12 protein-coding genes are annotated in these 19,446 nt (G+C 56.8%); 9 read left to right on the top strand and 3 right to left on the bottom strand.

Annotated features, from left to right (window positions below; translation table 11 throughout):
* Positions 1-127: 127 nt before the first annotated feature.
* The 4 genes from ACFSW5_RS22280 to uvrA all read left to right on the top strand — a co-directional run bounded on the left by ACFSW5_RS22280 (position 128) and on the right by uvrA (position 8,774).
* Positions 128-1,600 carry a S41 family peptidase gene (locus tag ACFSW5_RS22280; RefSeq protein WP_379278182.1) on the top strand — a complete coding sequence of 491 codons (1,473 nt, stop codon included), beginning with the start codon at positions 128-130 and terminating at the stop codon, positions 1,598-1,600.
* 85 nt (positions 1,601-1,685) lie between these two features.
* Positions 1,686-2,987, top strand: coding sequence for a PDZ domain-containing protein (locus tag ACFSW5_RS22275; RefSeq protein ID WP_379278179.1), 1,302 nt, complete (start codon positions 1,686-1,688; stop codon positions 2,985-2,987).
* Positions 2,988-3,773: 786 nt separating this feature from the next.
* Positions 3,774-5,774 carry an excinuclease ABC subunit UvrB gene (uvrB, locus tag ACFSW5_RS22270; protein ID WP_379278177.1) on the top strand — a complete coding sequence of 667 codons (2,001 nt, stop codon included), beginning with the start codon at positions 3,774-3,776 and terminating at the stop codon, positions 5,772-5,774.
* A gap of 117 nt (positions 5,775-5,891) precedes the next feature.
* A complete protein-coding gene (gene uvrA, locus ACFSW5_RS22265) occupies positions 5,892-8,774 on the top strand; it encodes an excinuclease ABC subunit UvrA (protein ID WP_379278174.1) in 2,883 nt (960 codons plus the stop codon).
* Between the two features lie 585 nt (positions 8,775-9,359).
* Here the strand turns inward: uvrA and map are convergent.
* Positions 9,360-10,106: a type I methionyl aminopeptidase gene (map, locus tag ACFSW5_RS22260; RefSeq protein WP_379278171.1), complete on the bottom strand. Its 747-nt coding sequence runs from the start codon at positions 10,104-10,106 to the stop codon at positions 9,360-9,362.
* Positions 10,107-10,113: 7 nt separating this feature from the next.
* Positions 10,114-10,659: a TetR/AcrR family transcriptional regulator gene (locus tag ACFSW5_RS22255; protein ID WP_379278168.1), complete on the bottom strand. Its 546-nt coding sequence runs from the start codon at positions 10,657-10,659 to the stop codon at positions 10,114-10,116.
* Between the two features lie 510 nt (positions 10,660-11,169).
* On the opposite strand from ACFSW5_RS22255, the gene ACFSW5_RS22250 reads away from it, so the two are divergent.
* A complete protein-coding gene (locus ACFSW5_RS22250; RefSeq protein WP_379278166.1) occupies positions 11,170-11,385 on the top strand; it encodes a hypothetical protein in 216 nt (71 codons plus the stop codon).
* 95 nt (positions 11,386-11,480) lie between these two features.
* Here the strand turns inward: ACFSW5_RS22250 and ACFSW5_RS22245 are convergent, their stop codons facing one another.
* A complete protein-coding gene (locus ACFSW5_RS22245) occupies positions 11,481-12,449 on the bottom strand; it encodes a sugar phosphate isomerase/epimerase family protein (protein ID WP_379278164.1) in 969 nt (322 codons plus the stop codon).
* 286 nt (positions 12,450-12,735) lie between these two features.
* On the opposite strand from ACFSW5_RS22245, the gene ACFSW5_RS22240 reads away from it, so the two are divergent.
* The 4 genes from ACFSW5_RS22240 (at position 12,736) to ACFSW5_RS22225 (ending at position 19,427) form a co-directional block, all read left to right on the top strand.
* Entirely contained in the window at positions 12,736-14,085 is a 1,350-nt protein-coding gene (locus ACFSW5_RS22240; RefSeq protein ID WP_379278161.1) for a stalk domain-containing protein, read from the top strand.
* A gap of 194 nt (positions 14,086-14,279) precedes the next feature.
* Complete coding sequence (locus ACFSW5_RS22235; RefSeq protein WP_379278158.1) at positions 14,280-16,787, top strand: U32 family peptidase; 2,508 nt, start codon at positions 14,280-14,282, stop codon at positions 16,785-16,787.
* Positions 16,788-17,091: 304 nt separating this feature from the next.
* A complete protein-coding gene (locus ACFSW5_RS22230) occupies positions 17,092-18,555 on the top strand; it encodes a hypothetical protein (RefSeq protein ID WP_379278156.1) in 1,464 nt (487 codons plus the stop codon).
* Between the two features lie 170 nt (positions 18,556-18,725).
* Positions 18,726-19,427 carry a heptaprenylglyceryl phosphate synthase gene (locus ACFSW5_RS22225; RefSeq protein ID WP_379278154.1) on the top strand — a complete coding sequence of 234 codons (702 nt, stop codon included), beginning with the start codon at positions 18,726-18,728 and terminating at the stop codon, positions 19,425-19,427.
* Positions 19,428-19,446 lie beyond the last annotated feature (19 nt).

Below are 19,446 nucleotides of genomic sequence, written 5' to 3'. Positions count from 1 at the left end.
ACGTACAGGCAGCCTCCCGCAGGCTGCCCTTCTTGTATGGATGGCCCGGAATAGATAAATAATGGCGGCTGGCTTGTCATATACTAGTAAAGTTCGGGCAGCAGATCTCGCGAGGGTGGTGAATAAATTGAAATTTAGCGGACGCTCGGTCATCGTTTTCGTGCTTGCGGCCGTCATCGGCTCGTCGCTGGCGACGATGGCGGTTACGGGCAAGTTTGCGGACGTTAAACGGACATTGGCGCCGTCTTTGGCCGCTGTGGCCGGAGCCGGGCAAGCCGAACCGGAACAGCTGAACGAAGACGAGTTGAACAAGCTTAATGCCGTCTTGAATTTGATCGAGACGAAGTATTATAAGGACGTGGACCGCGAAGAGATTGTCGACGGCGCGATCAAAGGCATGATGTCTGCCTTGGAGGATCCGTATTCCGTATATATGGAAAAGGAGGCGGCGCAGCAGTTCTCGGATTCCATCGAAGGCTCGTTTACCGGAATCGGCGCGGAAGTGACGATGGAAGACGGCAAGGTGGTCGTCGTCGCTCCGATCAAAGGCTCTCCGGCCGAGAAGGCGGGGCTGCTCGCCAAGGATATTGTCCTTTCGGTCAACGGCGAGAAGCTGGAAGGCCTTGATCTGAACGAAGCGGTTGGTTTAATCCGCGGCCCCAAAGGGACGAAAGCGAAGCTGTCCATTCGACGATCCGGCTATGCCGAGCCGCTGGAGCTTATTCTGATCCGCGACGATATCGATGTCGAGACGGTATACGCCAAGCTCCGCGACGACGGAATCGGCATCGTCGAGATTCGGCAGTTCTCGCTGAATACGGCTGAGCGGTTCAAGGAAGAGCTGGTCAAGCTGGATGAGGGGGGCATGACGGGGCTCGTCATCGACGTCCGCAACAATCCCGGCGGCGTCTTGCCGGTCGTCGTCAATGTGGCCGAGCATTTCGTGCCGAAAGGCAAGCCCATCGTTCAGATCGAAGACCGCGACGGCAACCGGGAGCAGACGTTGTCCGGCGGAGAGGGCCATAAGGATTATCCGATTGCCGTTCTGATCAACAAGGGCAGCGCCAGCGCGGCGGAAATTTTGGCCGGTGCGCTTCAGGAGGAAGCGGGAGCCGTGCTTGTCGGCGAAACGACGTTCGGCAAAGGCACGGTTCAGGTGAGCTACAACAAAGCGCTGGGCGACGGCAGCTTGGTCAAGATGACGATCGCGAAATGGCTGACGCCGGACGGCGGCTGGATTCATCAGAAGGGCATCGCACCCGATATTAAAGCGCCTGCGTCGGAGCTGAATTCCGTCGCGAGGCTTGCCGTGGCGGAGCCGATCGTCGCCGATACGTTCGGCGAGCAGGTGCGCAGCCTGCAAACGATATTGAAGGGGCTCGGCTACGATCCGGAACGGACGGACGGCTACTTCAACGGAGCGACCGAGAAGGCCGTCAAGAAGTTTCAAGCCGACGCCGGCCTTCCGGCAAGCGGCAGCGTAGACAAGAAGACGGCGCAAGCGCTGGAGCTGGCCGTTATCAAGTGGCTGAGGGACGAGAACAACGATTCGCAGCTGCATAAGGCGATCGAGGCCGTAAAAGCCGAAGGCAGGAAATGACGACGCTCGTGTCGAATGATAAAAAGGTTGGCTCTGTCCGCAGAGCCGGCCTTTTTTTACGGCATGGAACAGAGGAGTGAGGGGAATGGACGCTGGCACAGCTTTGCTGACGCAATGGGGACAAGCGGTCCTTCAACTGTTGACGCAGCCTTATTATTATATAGCTGTATTGTTTCTGGTTTTTCAATATATGAGGCAAATCCGTTTGGAACGCCAAATGTTTGCGGTTAAGCTTCACCTATGGCCCGGTTTGCTCGGGCGGGCGGCGCTTTCCGGGCTTGCGGCCGGGGCGGCCGTCTCTTTGGCGGGGGCCTTTCTGGGCGCGGCGCTGACGCAAGAAGCGCTGATCTGGTTATGGAGCACGGCCGCGGTGCTGATGGTCTTCCGCATTCGCTATTTGTGCTTCGCCTACAGCGCCGGCGTGCTGGCTTTGCTGCAATGGCTGGTCGGCTGGACGCCGCTCGCGGATGCTTCGGGGTTGGCCGGAAGGCTGGCCGGATCGCTTGAAGCGATCGACATGCCGGGGCTGCTTATCCTGGTGGCGCTGCTTCACTTGGGGGAGGCGCTGCTCGTGAGGACGGGCGGAGACAAGCTGTCCATGCCGCTGTTTATGGAGGGGAAGAGGGGCAAGCTGATCGGCGGGTATTTGCTGCAAGGCTTTTGGCCTGTTCCTTTGTTTATTCTTGTTCCGGGCGGCGGGAGCGAGACGGCGCCGCTGCCGTGGACTCCGCTGCTGGGCGGAGGCTGGGAGGGAGGCTGGCAGGTTGCGGCGCTTCCGATGGTCATCGGTTTCAGCGAGCTGACCCGCTCGATGCTGCCGTCCGAGAAAGCGAAGCACGCTGCGAAAGGGCTGCTGCTCTACAGCGCCGGAGTATTGGCGTTCGCTTTCCTGGCCGCTTACGTGCCGGCGCTGCTGCCGCTGGCAGCCGTCGCTTCGCTGGCGCTGCACGAAGGGATCATTTGGCGCAGCCGAGCGGTGGAAGCGGCGCGCAGCCCGCTTTACGTCCACGATGCAAGAGGCTTGCGCCTGCTCGGCATCGTGCCGGGCACGCCCGCTGCGGCCATGGGTCTTCTTCCGGGCGAAATCGTGCACAAGGTCAACGGCGTCCGGGTGCGCAGCAAGGAGGAGCTGCACGAGGCGCTGCAGATCAACCCGGCCTTCTGCAGGCTGGAGGTTTATAATAACGCCGGCGAGCTGAAGTTTGCGCAGAGGGCGCGGTATGCGGGAGAGCATCACCAGCTGGGCGTGATTTTGGCGCCGGACGAGCAGGCCACTTATTACGCTTCGCCGGGACCGGCGTCGCTCCTCGAGCTGCTGAAGCGCTCGCGCACGGCGAACCGGCGGGAGGCGGCGGCCCGCCGGCAGGAGGCCCGCTCGGCCGATTGAGGCGAACGCGAAGCGTTGGCCCGGGCGCTCGCGAGGGAGGGCTCGGCTGAGCGAACGGGCTTAAGACCCGGCTTGCCGGTTAGAACGGGCAAAGCTTCGAGGCGGGAAGCGTCGAACTTGCCGGTAAGAAACGCTCGCGAGGTTCAGTTGAAGAGAAGGGCTCTGCTGTTCCAGATTACGGACGGCAGAGTTTTTTTCTAAATATAATCGTACGAGTTTAACCCGCCATAGGAAGCAGTCGCCTCGTCGCTTCTAGCAAGCCCCGTCAAGCGTTCTGATCGTTTTATTCCGACAGGCTTTGCCGGCAGATCAGTGTCTAACGAATCCAGCGGCCGCTATTTACGCTAAAATTAGCCTGATGAAATTTTAACGAACTTCAGAATCGTTATTTCCGGTATGGGGCGGTATTTGTTGTCCCTGACGGTCAATTAACGCCGGCGGAGTTCGTTAACTTTGGGAAAAGCGATATTTCACGCAAATAAGCGCGGTAGGCTTCGTTAACCGTCATCCCGGACCGAGAGGACGGTCTGCGCAGCCAGTTCGCGGATATCAGAGCCGGCCGAAAAGTTCTGCGACCGGCGCAAAAGAGTTCCGTGCCAGTCGGGAGTGCTTCGCCTGCGTTTCCAGAACGTGACAAGGACCAAAAACTGTTTTACATTGCAACTGCTGTAATAGAACGGTATAATGGATAGGAACATATATTCCTATTAATTTATCGCAAATCGTTGGCAATAATGATAGAAGATAGAGCAAGCAACAATTGATCGGATTGAGGTGAAGGAGAAGGTGAAGGGACCGGAACTGAAAGAAATACCGTTCGAGCTGAAGTCGGCGTATACGCCGCAAGGCGATCAGCCCGAAGCGATAAGAAAGCTGGTCGAAGGCGTCAAGGCGGGCGTCAGGCATCAGACGCTGCTTGGCGCTACGGGCACGGGCAAGACGTTTACGATCGCCAATGCCATCAAGGAGCTGAACCGCCCGACGCTTGTGATCGCCCACAACAAGACGTTGGCGGCCCAGCTGTGCAGCGAGTTTAAGGAATTTTTCCCCGACAATGCGGTGGAATACTTCGTCAGTTACTACGATTATTATCAGCCCGAGGCTTACATTCCGTCGACGGATACGTATATCGAAAAGGATTCCAGCATCAACGACGAAATCGACAAGCTGCGCCACTCGGCGACCAGCGCGCTGTTCGAGAGACGCGACGTCATTATCGTCGCCAGCGTCTCCTGCATATACGGTTTAGGTTCGCCGTCCGAATACGGCAGCTTGGTGCTGTCGCTGCGCACGGGCATGGAGAAGTCGCGCGACGAAATTTTGCACAGGCTCGTCGACATTCAATACCAGCGGAACGACATCAACTTTACGCGGGGTACGTTCCGCGTGCGGGGAGACATCATCGAGATTTTCCCGATTTCCACGAACGAGAAGGCGGTCCGCGTCGAGCTGTTCGGCGACGAGATCGAGCGCATAACCGAGATCGACGTGTTGACCGGCGAAATAACGGGCGAACGCGAGCATATCGCCATCTTCCCGGCATCCCACTTCGTTACGCATGAAGAAACGATGAAGCGCGCCATCGAAAATATCGAGCGGGAGCTGGAGGAGCGCCTCGCCGAGCTGCGCGAAGCCGGCAAGCTGCTGGAAGCGCAGCGGCTGGAGCAGCGCACCCGGTACGATCTCGAGATGATGGCGGAGATGGGCTTCTGCTCCGGCATCGAGAACTACTCCGGTCCGCTTACGTTCCGGGAACGAGGCGCGACGCCTTATACGCTGATGGACTATTTCCCGGACGACATGCTGATCGTGATCGACGAATCCCATGTGACGCTGCCTCAGCTGCGGGCGATGTACAACGGCGACCGGGCCCGGAAGGAAATGCTGGTGGAGCACGGCTTCCGTCTGCCTTCCGCGCTCGATAACCGGCCGCTTAAATTCGAGGAATTCGAGCAGAAGGCGGGGCAGATGATCTATGTATCGGCAACGCCGGGGCCGTACGAGCTGGAGCATTGCCCGGAAATGGTCGAGCAAATTATCCGGCCGACGGGGCTGCTTGACCCGGTCATCGAGGTGCGGCCGACCAAAGGGCAAATCGACGATCTGCTTGGCGAAATCCGCGAGCGCATCGGTCGGGACGAGCGGGTGCTCGTGACGACGCTCACGAAGAAAATGGCCGAGGACTTGACGGATTATCTGAAAGACGTCGGCATTAAAGTCCGCTATTTGCATTCGGACATTAAGACGCTGGAACGGATGGCGATTTTGCGCGATTTGCGTCTCGGAACGTTCCACGTGCTCGTCGGGATCAACCTGCTTCGCGAAGGCCTCGACTTGCCTGAAGTATCGCTTGTGGCCATTCTCGACGCCGACAAGGAAGGCTTCCTCCGTTCGGAGCGCTCGCTTATCCAGACGATCGGCCGGGCGGCGCGGAACAGCGAAGGGCGGGTCATTATGTACGGCGACAACATCACCGAATCGATGGACAAAGCGATCAAGGAAACGGAGCGCCGCCGCGCCATTCAGATCGCCTACAACGAGCGGCACGGCATTACGCCGCAGACGATCCGCAAGCGGGTGCACGACGTGATCGAAGCGACGAAGGTCGCCGAGCAGAAGGCGGATTATTTGGCCGACGCAAGCGCGGGCAAGCTGTCGAAGAAGGAGCGGCAGTCGCTCATCCAGCGTCTCGAAGCCGAAATGAAGGAAGCGGCCAAGAACCTGCAGTTCGAGCGTGCCGCGGAACTTCGGGACGCGCTTATGGAGCTGCGGGCTGAAGCGGGCTGAGCATAGGCGGCACCCAAGACAGCGCGCGAGATACGGATAAGGACGGGACGCATGCAGCCGGACGGAACGGGCGGCTTGGGATTCCGCTATGGTATATAGGATGGAGGAGGGTTCATTGTGGCAAGCGACCATATTGTCATAAAAGGCGCGAGAGCGCATAATTTAAAAAATATCGACGTCACCATTCCGCGCGACAAGTTCGTCGTGCTGACGGGGCTTAGCGGCTCCGGGAAGTCTTCGCTTGCCTTCGACACGATCTACGCCGAAGGGCAGCGCCGGTACGTGGAGTCGCTGTCGGCTTACGCCCGCCAATTTCTCGGGCAGATGGAGAAGCCGGACGTCGATTCCATCGACGGGCTGTCGCCGGCGATTTCGATCGACCAGAAGACGACGAGCCGCAATCCGCGCTCGACGGTCGGAACCGTAACGGAAATATACGATTATTTGCGCCTTTTGTTCGCCCGCATCGGCAAGCCGCATTGTCCGGAGCACGGCATCGAAATTTCTTCGCAGACGGTCGAGCAGATGGTGGACCGGATTATGGAATATCCGGAGCGGACGAAGCTGCAAATTTTGGCGCCGGTCGTATCCGGGCGCAAAGGCGAGCACGCGAAGCTGCTTGCCGATCTTCAGAAGCAAGGTTTCGTCAGAGTCCGGGTGAACGGCGAGCTGCGGGAATTGTCGGAGAAGATCGAACTGGAGAAAAATAAAAAGCATAACATCGAAGTCATCGTCGACCGGCTGGTCGTCAAGGAAGGCATCGAGACGCGTCTCGCCGATTCGTTGGAGACGGCGCTGAAGCAAGCGGACGGCCGGGTGCTCGTCGATATTATCGATCAGGAGGAGCTGTTGTTCAGCTCCAATCTGGCATGCCCGATTTGCGGATTCAGCATGGACGAATTGACGCCGCGCATGTTTTCGTTCAACAGCCCGTTCGGGGCGTGCCCGGATTGCGACGGCCTCGGGGCGAAAATGATCGTCGACCCGGATTTGCTCGTCTCGGATTGGAGCAAAACGATCGACGACGGCGCGTTCGAAGCTTGGGCGGGCAGCACGTCCAATTATTACCCGCAGTTTCTGGCGGCGGTATGCGCGCATTACGGCATTCCGCAGGACGTTCCGGTGTCCGAGCTGACCGGCGAGCAGATGAAGAAGCTGCTGTACGGGACGGGAGGAGAGCGCGTACGGTTCGTGTACGACAGCGATTTCGGCGGGCGCAAGGAAGCTTACGTGCCGTTCGAAGGCATCGTCAACAATTTGGAGCGCCGCTACCGCGACACGCCGTCCGATTCGATGCGCGAGCATATCGAATCGTATATGAGCTCCAAGCCGTGCGCATCCTGCCAAGGGCAACGGCTGAAGAAGGAAGTGCTGGCCGTTACCGTGGGCGGCCGGAATATCGCTTACGTGACGTCGCTGTCCATCGGCGAGGCGCAGCGGTTTTTCGATTCGGTTACGCTGAGCGACAAGGAACGGACGATCGCCCATCTCATTTTGAAAGAAATTAACGGGCGGCTTGGCTTCCTCGTCAATGTCGGGCTGGAATATTTGACGCTTAGCCGCGCGGCCGGAACGTTGTCCGGCGGCGAAGCGCAGCGGATCCGGCTCGCCACCCAGATCGGCTCCAGCCTGATGGGCGTCCTCTATATTTTGGACGAGCCGAGCATCGGGTTGCATCAGCGGGATAACGACCGCCTGATCGAAACGCTGAAGCATATGCGGGACATCGGCAATACGCTGCTTGTCGTCGAGCATGACGAGGATACGATGCTGGCGTCCGATTACATTATCGACGTCGGTCCGGGTCCGGGCATTCACGGCGGCACGATCGTGTCGCAAGGCACGCCGGCGGAGGTCATGGCCGACGAGAAATCGATCACCGGGCAATATTTGAGCGGCCGGAAGTTTATTGAGGTTCCGCTGAAGCGCCGCGAGCCGAACGGCAAATGGCTGGAGGTGCGGGGGGCGAAGCAGAACAACCTCCGCAACGTCAACGTCAAAATCCCGCTGGGCGTCTTTACGGCGGTAACGGGCGTATCCGGCTCGGGCAAGTCGACGTTCGTCAACGAGATCGTCTATAAAACGCTGGCCCGCGATTTGAACAAGGCGAAGACCCGTCCGGGCGAATACAAGGAAATGCGCGGTCTGGAGCATCTGGATAAGGTCATCGACATCGACCAGTCTCCGATCGGCCGCACGCCGCGGTCCAACCCGGCAACATACACCGGGGTGTTCGACGATATCCGCGACGTCTTCGCCGTGACGAACGAATCGAAGGTAAGGGGCTATAAGAAAGGCCGCTTCAGCTTCAACGTCAAGGGCGGGCGATGCGAAGCATGCCGCGGCGACGGCATTATTAAGATCGAGATGCATTTTCTGCCCGACGTCTATGTCCCATGCGAGGTTTGCAAAGGCAAACGGTACAACCGGGAGACGCTTGAGGTGAAGTACAAAGGCAAAAACATAGCCGAAGTGCTCGAAATGACGATTGAAGACGGGTGCGAGTTTTTCAAAAACATTCCGCGCATCCACCGCAAGCTTCAAGCGCTCATGGATGTCGGTCTCGGTTATATGCAGCTCGGCCAGCCGTCTACGACGATGTCCGGCGGCGAAGCGCAGCGAGTGAAGCTGGCGGCGGAGCTGTACAGGCGAAGCACGGGCAAGACGCTGTATATTTTGGACGAACCGACGACCGGTCTTCACGTGGACGATATACAGCGGCTGCTGACGGTTCTGCATCGAATCGTCGATTCCGGCGAATCGGTGCTCGTCATCGAGCATAACCTGGACGTCATTAAGACGGCCGATTATTTGATCGATTTAGGTCCGGAAGGCGGAAGCGGAGGCGGAACGGTTGTGGCGACGGGTACGCCGGAGCAAGTGGTGAAGGTTGCCGAGTCGTATACCGGACGATATCTGAAGCCGATTCTGGAACGGGACCGCGCCAGGACGATCGCGAAGCGGGAAGCGGAAGAGACCGTTGCGGCGGCGAAGGAATAGACCGGAGCGAGTCCAGGTTAAACGGCCGTTCCGCACGGGAGGGCATCCGCCTACGTGTAGGCGTAACAGACAGCAAGCAATGGAGGGAAGCCTCTGTGGGCGCACCTCCTCCGAAACATAAGAAGTGCCAATCAATGCCGTCCTTGCAGCAAGGGCGGCATTTTTTTGCTGCGTACCGCTACGCTTCATCGGCTGCCGCCGCTTCAAACCTGTCGAATTTAGCGTCGGTGATTATTGTTTTGAAGACCCGCGCAACGAAAAACTCGAAGAATGGGGCATGAAGTAGTTCATAGCTCATCACATATATGGAAAGGACGCTGGGACACCTTTCTGCACCAACAGCGTGAATCCATGGATGGATTTTTTAGAGCGCCATCCTCGATATCGCCAAAGCGGGGGGAAACGAAATCAGCCGCCTACAGGCGATTTATACACGACTGTGTGTTGTTTGTTTGTGGTGTGACGACAAGAACATGTAGACAATGAAAGTGCATAAACTACGTTTACACGATCACCTGTAATGAATAAAGAAAGACGATACGAAAAACAGAAGTCGACCATTTCGTTGGTCGACCTCTATTTATTCTATTGTGCGGTCAAAATTTGCGGACCTTCAGCCGTGATAGCGATCGTATGCTCATATTGGGCGGCAAGCTTGTTATCCATCGTCCGTGCGGTCCAGCCGTCCGGATCGATTGTCATGGAGTAAGTGCCTTCGGTGATCATGGGTTCAATCGTGAACACCATACCTTCCTTGATACGGAGGCCTTTTCCGGGCTTGCCGACATGCATATAATTCGGCTCCTCGTGCAGGTCGCGGCCGATGCCATGGGCAAGAAGATCGCGCACGACGCCGAAGCCGTGTGATTCCGCATGCCGTTGAATCGCGCTCGTAACGTCGCCGAGCCGATTGCCGGGCTGCGCCTGTGCGATGCCGTGGTCAAGGCATTCCTTTGTGACGCGCATCAACTTCTCAGCCGTTGGTGATATCTGGCCGACCGCATAAGTCCAGGCCGAATCACCGAGCCAGCCATCGAGTTCAGCGACCGTGTCGATCGTCACGATATCGCCTTCCTCAAGTGGCTTATTGCTAGGGAAGCCATGCGCGATCACATCGTTGGGGGAGGCACAGGTCGCATATGGATAGCCCTTATAGCCTTTCTGGTATGGCTTTGCGCCGTACTTTAACATAACGTCCTCAAAAATGCGATCAATCTCGTTGGTGGTAATGCCCGGTTTGATAAGCGGGGCGATTGTACGATGGCATTCAGCCACCACTTGGCATGCCTTCCGGATAGCCTCAATTTCATACTTGCTTTTTAAAATGACCATGTTCGTATCAGGACTCCTTCGTAATAGCTTGCATGGCAAGACGGGCAATTCGATCGACGTCAAAGCCGGAATTGCCTGCATAATAGTACAGTCCACAGCAGCCGATCAGCACAGCAAGCATATGGTCGACGCTATCATCATCGCGCTGGGCGATCGATTGAAGTGGAACGTACAGCCGTTCCGTAAATCGTCTCTTGGCGTGATAGCGATCCTTCTCAGGCAAGCCTGCATAATGTTCCGCCGCCATTTTGTAGACAAGATATGCACGGGCGTCCGATTGCCACAGCCGGAGCAGCGCTTTGCAATAGGTCAACAGCTGCCTGTCATCGGGGTGGCTGCCGCTGATGTTCGCCCATTCCACGATAACTTGCTCGCATCTCTCAAAGCCGCTGCACAACACATCTTCTATTAATAAATGCCGGTTGGGGTAATAATGGTATACGGTGCCGTAACCAAGCCCTGCTTCACGGGCGACGTCGCGAATATCAAAGCTGCCGCCCGTCCGAAAGTAAGATCGCGCGGCGACGTCCAGGATCTGTTCTCTGCGCTGCATACGTATGAGCTCATTTTGTTCTTTGGTACGGGGGGACATAGGCGTTAGAACCTCCTTATATAGACCTGCATATTTGTCGATATAAAGATAGTAGCGCATGCGGCGAAGAAATGCAAAAGATCTGTAGGTGTTCGATGAAATGATGTACTGAAAATATAGATCTGAACCATGACAATAAAGTTGTAGATTGTGCGATGGCGTTAAACTAACGGGAAACGTTAGTTCAATAAAATAGCGACAGTCTAAGACAATAGTTTATCGAACGTGGCTGTCGTAACGATACAGCGGACAGCTCGAATGCCGTTTCGGACCGTTAACGGTAATAAATGCCGAAGGAGATGGGTATTTTATGGGGTAAAGGATAACGGGCTTCATACACGAGGATACGTGCAAATTTTAGAAAATCGTGACAATGTTGTTAAGACTGGAAATTGGGACTTGCATCCAGCGTCCTAAACGGATAACATGAGGATAATATAGGCAAGTTGTGAATAAAAAGGAGGGCCACCGATGTTTTTGGCAGAAGAAGCGGCAGCATCAACCAGTACGGTAAATACGTTCGACTATTTTATGCTATTGTTCACGGTGTTGATCTTTATTGGATTGATTCGGTTGCTGAGAGTAAAGCCGAACAAAAATTATTTTGCCATCGGCTGGACGACGCTTTCGCTGCTCGTATTCCTTGTGATCGATTACATAATGATTTTCAAAATTTGGATGGCATGAGAAGAAACTTCGGGAAATTACAAATACTATTGCGGCAATAGAAAGCCTGCCGGAAATTCCGGCAGGCTTTTTTATTTCGGTGAGGCGGGCTTGCTTTATACCCACCACATTTCGCCAAGAGGCTCGCGAATAAGTACTTGCTGCAGATTTTGAACGGCCTTCGAGAAGCCTTCCTCGACCGACATCAGGCCGTCTTCGTGCTCGATGCTGACGACATAGTCGTAGCCGACGAGACGGAGAGCGCTGATGATGTCCGCCCAAGTTTTCAGATCGTGGCCGAAGCCGACAGTGCGGAACTGCCATGCGCGGTCCAGCATCTGCGTGTAGGACTGCATGTCGGTTACGCCGTAACGGTTCACGTTGATCGGGTCAATCGACGTGTCTTTGGCATGGAAATGGTGAATTGCGCCGGCGCGGCCGAGAATTTGAACCGCTTGCACCGGATCGATGCCTTGCCACCACATATGGCTCGGATCCAAGTTGGCGCCGATGACGTTGCCGACCGCTTCGCGAAGGCGGAGCAGCGTGCCCGGGCTATGGACGGAGAAGCCGCCGTGGAGCTCGAGACCGATTTTGACCCCGCTGCGCTCGGCGATACCGCCAACCTCGGTCCAATAAGGAATCACTTTCTCCTCCCATTGCCATTTCAGAATTTCCTGATAATCGTTAGGCCATGGCGCAACCGGCCAGTTCGGGTATTTCGCGCCTTCGTGGTCGCCCGGGCAGCCCGAGAACGTGTTCACGACCGGAACTTCCAGACGGTTCGCAAGCTCGATCGTTTTGCGGATGACTGCATCGTCCGGTGCGGCGAGCGCCTGCTGCGGGTGCAGCGGATTGGCATGGGCGCTAAGGGCGCTAATGATCAGGCCGCGGGACTCGACGGCTTGCTTAAACGCTTTCAATTTACCCGCATCCGACAGCAGCACGTCCGGATCGCAATGGGCGTTGCCCGGGTAACCGCCGGTGCCGATTTCAACCGCTTCCAATCCTTTCGACGCGATGTAGTCGAGCGCTTCTTCAAACGGCTTTTGTGCAAATAAAACAGCAAATACGCCTAATTTCATATTCGGATTCAGCCTCCTTGAATATCACCGTATAAACGAACAAAAAGCAATTTCATTATAGCATTTCTCTATCCAAAACGAACCGGCTAACGGCAAAAATGACAAAATCGTATAAAAAATAAACAATCCAAAGGACGGCTTCCCGATTGGTGCCGACTGCCGTCAAAAAACGTTAACAAAACGATCGAATTATGGCGATATATGTTATAGCGATGCGGAACTGGAAGCGATTGCCGCAAACCGCGAATCGAAGAAATAAACAAACAGAGCATTGGGGGATGAAGGAATGAAATCGGGGAAAAAAGCGGCAACGGCTTTGCTAGCGGGCTCTTTGCTGGCGGCGGCCATGTTTCCGGCGGCGGTTATGGGCGCGGAAGCCGGGAGCGCGGTCGAAATCACACTGAAGTCCGGGAGCCCGAGCATCAGCATTAACGGCGTATCGTCCGCAATCGTTGCGCCTTATGAGCAAAGCGGCACGACAATGGTGCCCTTGCGCGTCATCACGGAATCGTTCAAGGCCGATCTGACGTACGACAAAGGCGTTATCGGGCTGACCTACGGCGACCGCCAAGTCGTGCTGACGATCGGAAGCAAAAAAGTGCTGATTAACGGCAAGGCGACGCAGGTAGCCGTTGCGCCTGCGCTTATTAACAACGGAACGACCTACGTGCCGCTTCGCGTCATTGCGGAAGCGTTTGGCGCCGACGTCAAATTCGACCCGGCCACCAAAACCGTCACGATTAAAGGAAGCGCGCAAGCGGAAACCGGCGCAGCTGCCGAACAGGCCCAGATCGGAAGCAGTTACGACGGCTGGACGATCAACGATCCAAGCATTTACGGATTGAAGCAGCGCTTTGTGAACGGCACCTACACGACTTTTATGAGTACGGACGGATCCAGCACACTTATCATCGATTCCGTGCTTGTCGGAGGGACATTAAGCTCGAACGAGATCAAGGAAGCGGTAACCGGATGGTTTGAAGACGGCGAAGAAGTGCTTTCGGAGCGAACGGTGACCGTTAACGGCGTTAACTTCGTGCAGATTCAAACGGAAATTGACGGCTCGGTTGTCGAATATCGCGCCGCTCAGCAAGGCGATTTGCTCTATTACGTGATCGCCGTTACCGAAGGGGCGGATACAAGCGATCTGGCTCATCTCACGGAGCTGCTGGACAGCTTTAGAATCGATTACGACGCATCGGCCGCATCGGACGTCGTCGGCTCGACAAGCTTGAATAAATTAAAGAACGGCATCTCCATCACGACTCCGCAGTATTGGTATTCGGCGGCCGGTACGGAAGGATTCGAAGATTTCACGGAATTTTATTTTTTCCACGGCGGCTCGTTCTCGATCCGGGTGCTGGAGCCGAGCGAGTTGACGGAAGACGATGGCGAGCTCGAAGACGAGTTCGAGGAAGAACCGTCAATCGAGGCTTGGGAGGAAAAGATCGGCGGGAAGGACGCCATTGCGTTCAAGGAAGTATCGGAAGAAGATAACGGCGTTTACTATACTTATTTGACCGATTATAACGACAATCTGGTCGCCATAACGTTTTTCATCGAGAACGGCGCCAGAGCCGAAGCGAATTTGCGCGACGCTCAAGCTGCGGTTCGCTCGATGACGTTTGGCTCTTAATCGGAAAGACGGACTGTCTTTCGCCTCCTGGCGTTAGACGGTCTTTCTTTTTGGCGTTTTAAATTGGACAGCTATGCAGAGTACACGTAAAATGTGTTGCCAGCATTGTATGGTAGATTCGCGGCGGGCGGTTTGTTACACTATTAGAAAAAGCTTGAGAAGCTTGAACTAGAAGATGGAGGATGTTAGTCGTTATGACTTTAAATATAAGAAGAGAAGATATCGAGCTGCTGGCGCCGGCCGGCGATTGGGACTGCATGCGGGCGGCCGTGGCGAACGGCGCGGATGCGATTTTTTTTGGCGTCGAGAAATTTAACGCCCGCGCGCGGGCCAACAATTTCCGGATGGAAGAGCTGCCGGAGATTATGTCGTTTCTGCACAGCTACGGAGTGAAGGGTTTTTTGACCTTCAACATTCTCGTATTCGAGGACGAGCTGAAGGATGCGCAGCAGCTGATCGAAGCATGCATCTCCGCCGGCGTCGACGCGGTTATCGTGCAGGATCTGGGGCTCGTGAAGCTGATCCGCGAGATTTCGCCGGATTTTCCGATCCACGGCTCGACGCAGATGACGATCACGTCGCCGGAAGCGGTGGAGTTTACGAAGCCGTTCGGAATGGAACGGGTCGTATTGGGACGCGAAAACAATTTGAACCAAATCCGAAAAATCGGCGAGCAGGCGAAGCTTCCGATGGAAGTGTTCGTCCATGGCGCCTTGTGCGTATCCTACTCCGGCCAATGCTTGACGTCGGAAATGTGGGGCGGCCGCTCCGCGAACCGCGGCGAATGCGCGCAGGCGTGCCGGCTCCCTTACGATCTGATCGTGGACGGCGAGCAGAAGCCGATGGGCGATGTGGCGTATTTGCTGTCGCCGAAGGATCTGGCGGCGATCGATCTCGTGCCCGAGCTGATCGAAGCGGGCGTGTCGTCTTTTAAAATCGAAGGCCGTCTCAAAAGCCCGGAATATGTAGCCAACGTGGTGAGCAAATACCGCAAGGCGATCGATAAATATTTCGAAGGCGACCGTTCGGCGCCAAGCAAGGAAGAAATTCGCGAGCTGCAGCAAAGCTTCTCGCGCGGCTTTACGCACGGCTTCCTGGAAGGGACGAACAACAAGCAGCTGGTGGACGGCACGTTCCCGAAAAGCCGCGGCGTCTATCTTGGCCGGGTCGAGCGCGTCATGCGCGACGCGGTCACCGTTTGTGTCGAAGCGCCGATCAAGCGGGGCGACGGCATCGTGTTCGACGCCGGCGATCCGACCAAGAAGGAGGAAGGCGGCCGCGTCTACGATTTGCGCCGTCAGGGCGTGAAGATCGAAGGCGAAGCCCAGGAAGGAACGCTGCTCGAAATCGTGCCGGGACGCCACGACGTGGATCTGTACAAGGTGCATGTCGGCGATAAGGTGTGGAAGACCAGCGATCCGGCATTGGACAAAAGGCTGCGCGCAACGTTCGAAACGGAGAAGCCGTACCGCGTATTTCCGCTTCATGTGCGGGTGAGCGGCCAAGAAGGCGGCTTCCTGCACACGGTTTGGACCGACGTGCAGAAAGGAACAAGCGTAGAAGTGAGCTCCGAGCTTGCGCTCGAAAAAGCGCTGAAGCGCCCGATGGACGCGGCGCTGCTTGAAGAGCAGCTGGGACGGCTCGGCGGCACGCTGTATCAGCTCGATCGTCTGGAGGTTGCGCTTGAAGGCGATCTGATATTGCCGATCCGCGAATTGAACCGGATTCGCCGCGAAGCGGTCGAAAAGCTGACGGGCGAACGTCCGAAGCCGCCGGTGTACGTCAAGCGGACCGTCGATGCGTTCGCCGATGCGCGTAAATCTCCGGCGAAGCCGGTGCGGGACCCGCAGCTGACGGCATTATGCCGGACGCTTCCGCAGGTGGAGGCCGCAGCGGCGGAGGATGTCGCGATGATTTACGCCGATTTTGAATTCATTAAGCAGTTTCCGGCCGCCATCGACATCGCCCGACGCGCGGGCAAGCCGATTGCGCTGGCAACGCCGCGCATCCATATGCCGGGCGAAAACGGCTATCACGCGAATATTTTGAAGCTGCAGCCGGATGCCGTTCTGGTGCGCAATACGGGTGCGCTCTATTACTACCTGCGCGCTATGGCCGAGAATCCGGGACGGAAGTTCCCGAAGCTGATCGGAGATTTTTCGCTTAACGTGGCGAATCATAAAGCGGTTAACGTATTTACCGAAGCGGGGCTCGATATCGTAACGCCTTCGTACGACCTGAACATTCAGCAAATGGTCGATTTGCTGCGACAGGCCGACACGTCCAGGCTGGAAGTCGTCATTCATCAGCATCTGCCGATGTTCCATACGGAGCACTGCGTCTATTGCACGTTCTTGAGCGAAGGGACGAACTATACGAACTGCGGCCGCCCGTGCGAGGAGCACCGCGCTTCGCTGCAGGACCGAATCGGCATGTCCCATCCCGTCCGCGTCGACGAGGGCTGCCGCAATACGGTATACAACGCAATCGAGCAGTCCGGCGCCGAATATATCCGCAACTTTATCGAGCTCGGCGTTCCGTCCTACCGTGTCGAATTTCTGGAGGAATCGGCGGAGAAGGTGCACGAGGTGCTGGGCTTGTACCGCGAAGCGCTGGAAGGCCGCATTAGCGGCACGCAAGTATGGCGCGCGCTGAAGGCGACGAATCAGCTCGGCGTCACGCGCGGACAGCTGGTGAAGTAGACCGGACGCCGCGGGTGAGGTCGTCTTGACCGTTTACTCCTATTGAGACAGGTTCGAAGAAAACACGCTCTCGCTCACGCCGGTTCTTGTTCGAAACCATACACGCCGGTCCCGCCTCTATGCTTTAACGGCAAGAGACGGGGCCGGCGTTTTTTTTGCCGCTTAAGAGTATTAAAGTTTCGGCGTTTCCAAGCATGACAATTGGAGGTGTTTTTATCCAACGATTGAGCATGGTAAAATATTGGAAAACGCAAGGCGGAGAAAATTCTCCGTGTGAAACGGCAAAGGGGAGGAGCCGCGCAAAATGAGAAGCGAACGGTTAAAATGGGCCGTTGCCGCAGCGGCAGCGCTTATACTTGTTGCGGGAGCTGCCGTGCTGCTTCGGCTGTATTCCGAGCACCGGCTGGACCGATTGGCGTTAGATGAGGCGGCGTCCATGAACATGGACGGGATTGAAGAACCGGAGCTCGTATATATTTTCAACAGCTTTAGTTCATCATCGGGAAATACCGGCGATCCGGAACGGTTGGCGGAGATCCGCGCGCGGCTGGAGAAGCTTGTCTCCGATGACGGCGATTCGCCTTATAGCGCCCGGAGCAAATTCAGCCTTGCCGAAATTTATTTGCTGCAGAAGGAGTGGGACAAGGGGGAGCGGCTGCTGCAGGAGCTGGCCGCAGAACAATCGCCCGTCGGCGGGTTTGCCGAAGACGAGCTGCAAGCCTTGCTTGCCATGTTGGCCGCAAGGGATGCTGCGGGCGGCAAGCCGATTCTTCTCGAAGGAAGCGTGACGCTGGACGGACAACCGGCTTCCGGCGTTTATGTCGTTTTGCGCAAGGCGTCGGACCCGGGATGGGTCACAAGACCGTTTGGCCATTATCCGGTCGCCGTAACCGACGAGGCCGGGCGTTACCGGTTTTACGGCGATGACTTATCCGGCGAGGCTCGGCCATGGCAAGCTCAACCGGGGGAATACGAAGTGGGAGTCGGCATGCTGCCGGAAGAAGTCGAAGGCTATCATCTGGTAGAGCCCGACCGCCCAACCGTAACGATCGCCTACGGCGAGACCGGCCGTTACGATTTGAGCTTCGCTCCGCGAATCGGATTGGTTTCGCCCGTTGACGGCGACCTTATAGAAGGCGACCGTATCGCGTTCCGATGGCATGCCGTCCCCGGCGCGGCTTATTATCAGCTGTCGATTGCCGCATTGGAGCCGGACAAGGACGGCCGGGCAGCCGGCAGCATAAAGAGCCCGTTGGAGGAGCGGTGGACGGGAACGTCGGCGGAGTACCGGATGGAAGATTTGCGAAGCCGGTTAATCGGCTATGTCAAAAGACAGGGGACTTCGAAAAACGATTTTGCGCTCGGCACGCAATCGATTCTGGGAGTCGTTTATCCCGGCGGTCAATTTGTTTGGGCGGTCGATGCTTATTCGGCGGAAGGTCGCAAGCTGACCAGCTCCGCAGCACACCGTTTCGACCGTCCCGACCGGCCGCATTTTCATACGCCGGCGGACGGGCTGACGGAAGGAGACCGTCTCGTTCAGCAGCAACGGTACGAAGAAGCGGTTGCCGCCTACGAACGGGAAGGAGGCGGGGACCGTACGCTGCGGGCGCTGGCCGCCATGGCGCTGCACGGCATTACCGCGGACGATCCGGGAGATCCGGCCAAGGCGCTTGCTTATTTGGAACGAATCAAGAAGCCGTCGAAGCAAGACGCGGAAACGATCGGCTACGCCCGCAAGCAGCTGACGGGGACGGATGCGGAATAACGGCCTGCAATTGCGCCTTGCCGATTGCCCCCCGGGCGATCGCCTGCATCTTTCGTTTGACACCGGGTGCGGGCTGTCTTAGCATAGAGGAATCGAAAGGCGCTTTTCCCCTAGCGGACGATAAAAAGAGAAGAAACGCGCTTCATGAACGAACAAGCGGAGGAACATCGATGGAAGCAATAGGCTACGCCGAATGGCGGCATGTATTTAAATTGGACCCGGACCGGGAGCTGTCCGACGAAGCGCTTGACGCGGTGTGCATGTCCGGAACGGACGCGATTATGGTCGGGGGCTCGAGCGGCGTAACGTTCGACAACACGATCGATCTGATGTCGCGCGTCCGCCGTTACGCGCTTCCTTGCGTGCTGGAGGTTTCGTCGCTTGAAGCGGCGGTTCCCGGGTTCGACGGTTATTTGGTTCCGATGGTGCTGAATACGGACAAGCCGGAATGGATAGTCGGCAACCATATCGAAGGAATTAAAGAGTACGGCAGCTTCGTGCCCTGGGACATGACGGCGGTGGAAGGCTACATTATACTAAACGCGGAGGCGACGGCGGCGAAGCTGACCGGCGCGCAGGCCGATCTGGACGAGCATGAAGTCGTCGCCCGCGTCAAGCTGGCGGATAAGCTTCTGCGGCTTCCGATCGTTTATTTGGAGTACAGCGGCGCTTACGGCGATATGGACCTTGTAAGACGGGCGGCAGCCGCTGCGACCCAAGCCCGGGTCTTTTACGGCGGCGGCATCGACAGCGCCGCGAAAGCGGCCGAAGCGGCAAAAGCGGTTCATACCGTCGTCGTGGGCAATGTCGTTTACAGCGACCTGCAGGCCGCTCTCGCCACCGTGCCGGCCGTAAAGTCGGCGGATCATTAATACATCTTAAAACACCTGC

The organism is Paenibacillus thailandensis, assembly GCF_042685365.1.
GTDB lineage: Bacteria > Bacillota > Bacilli > Paenibacillales > Paenibacillaceae > Paenibacillus_AP > Paenibacillus_AP thailandensis.
Note: the sequence above shows the minus strand (reverse complement) of the source record. Positions and strands in the feature narration are given on the sequence as shown.

Bases quoted from the DNA above. Each gene is read 5' to 3' on its own strand.
- ACFSW5_RS22275 (WP_379278179.1), top strand. From the start codon at position 1,686: ATGGACGCTGGCACAGCTTTGCTGACGCAATGGGGACAAGCGGTCCTT.
- map (WP_379278171.1), bottom strand. From the start codon at position 10,106: ATGGTCATTTTAAAAAGCAAGTATGAAATTGAGGCTATCCGGAAGGCA.
- ACFSW5_RS22255 (WP_379278168.1), bottom strand. From the start codon at position 10,659: ATGCAGCGCAGAGAACAGATCCTGGACGTCGCCGCGCGATCTTACTTT.
- ACFSW5_RS22250 (WP_379278166.1), top strand. From the start codon at position 11,170: ATGTTTTTGGCAGAAGAAGCGGCAGCATCAACCAGTACGGTAAATACG.
- ACFSW5_RS22245 (WP_379278164.1), bottom strand. From the start codon at position 12,449: ATGAAATTAGGCGTATTTGCTGTTTTATTTGCACAAAAGCCGTTTGAA.
- ACFSW5_RS22240 (WP_379278161.1), top strand. From the start codon at position 12,736: ATGAAATCGGGGAAAAAAGCGGCAACGGCTTTGCTAGCGGGCTCTTTG.
- ACFSW5_RS22235 (WP_379278158.1), top strand. From the start codon at position 14,280: ATGACTTTAAATATAAGAAGAGAAGATATCGAGCTGCTGGCGCCGGCC.
- ACFSW5_RS22230 (WP_379278156.1), top strand. From the start codon at position 17,092: ATGAGAAGCGAACGGTTAAAATGGGCCGTTGCCGCAGCGGCAGCGCTT.
- ACFSW5_RS22225 (WP_379278154.1), top strand. From the start codon at position 18,726: ATGGAAGCAATAGGCTACGCCGAATGGCGGCATGTATTTAAATTGGAC.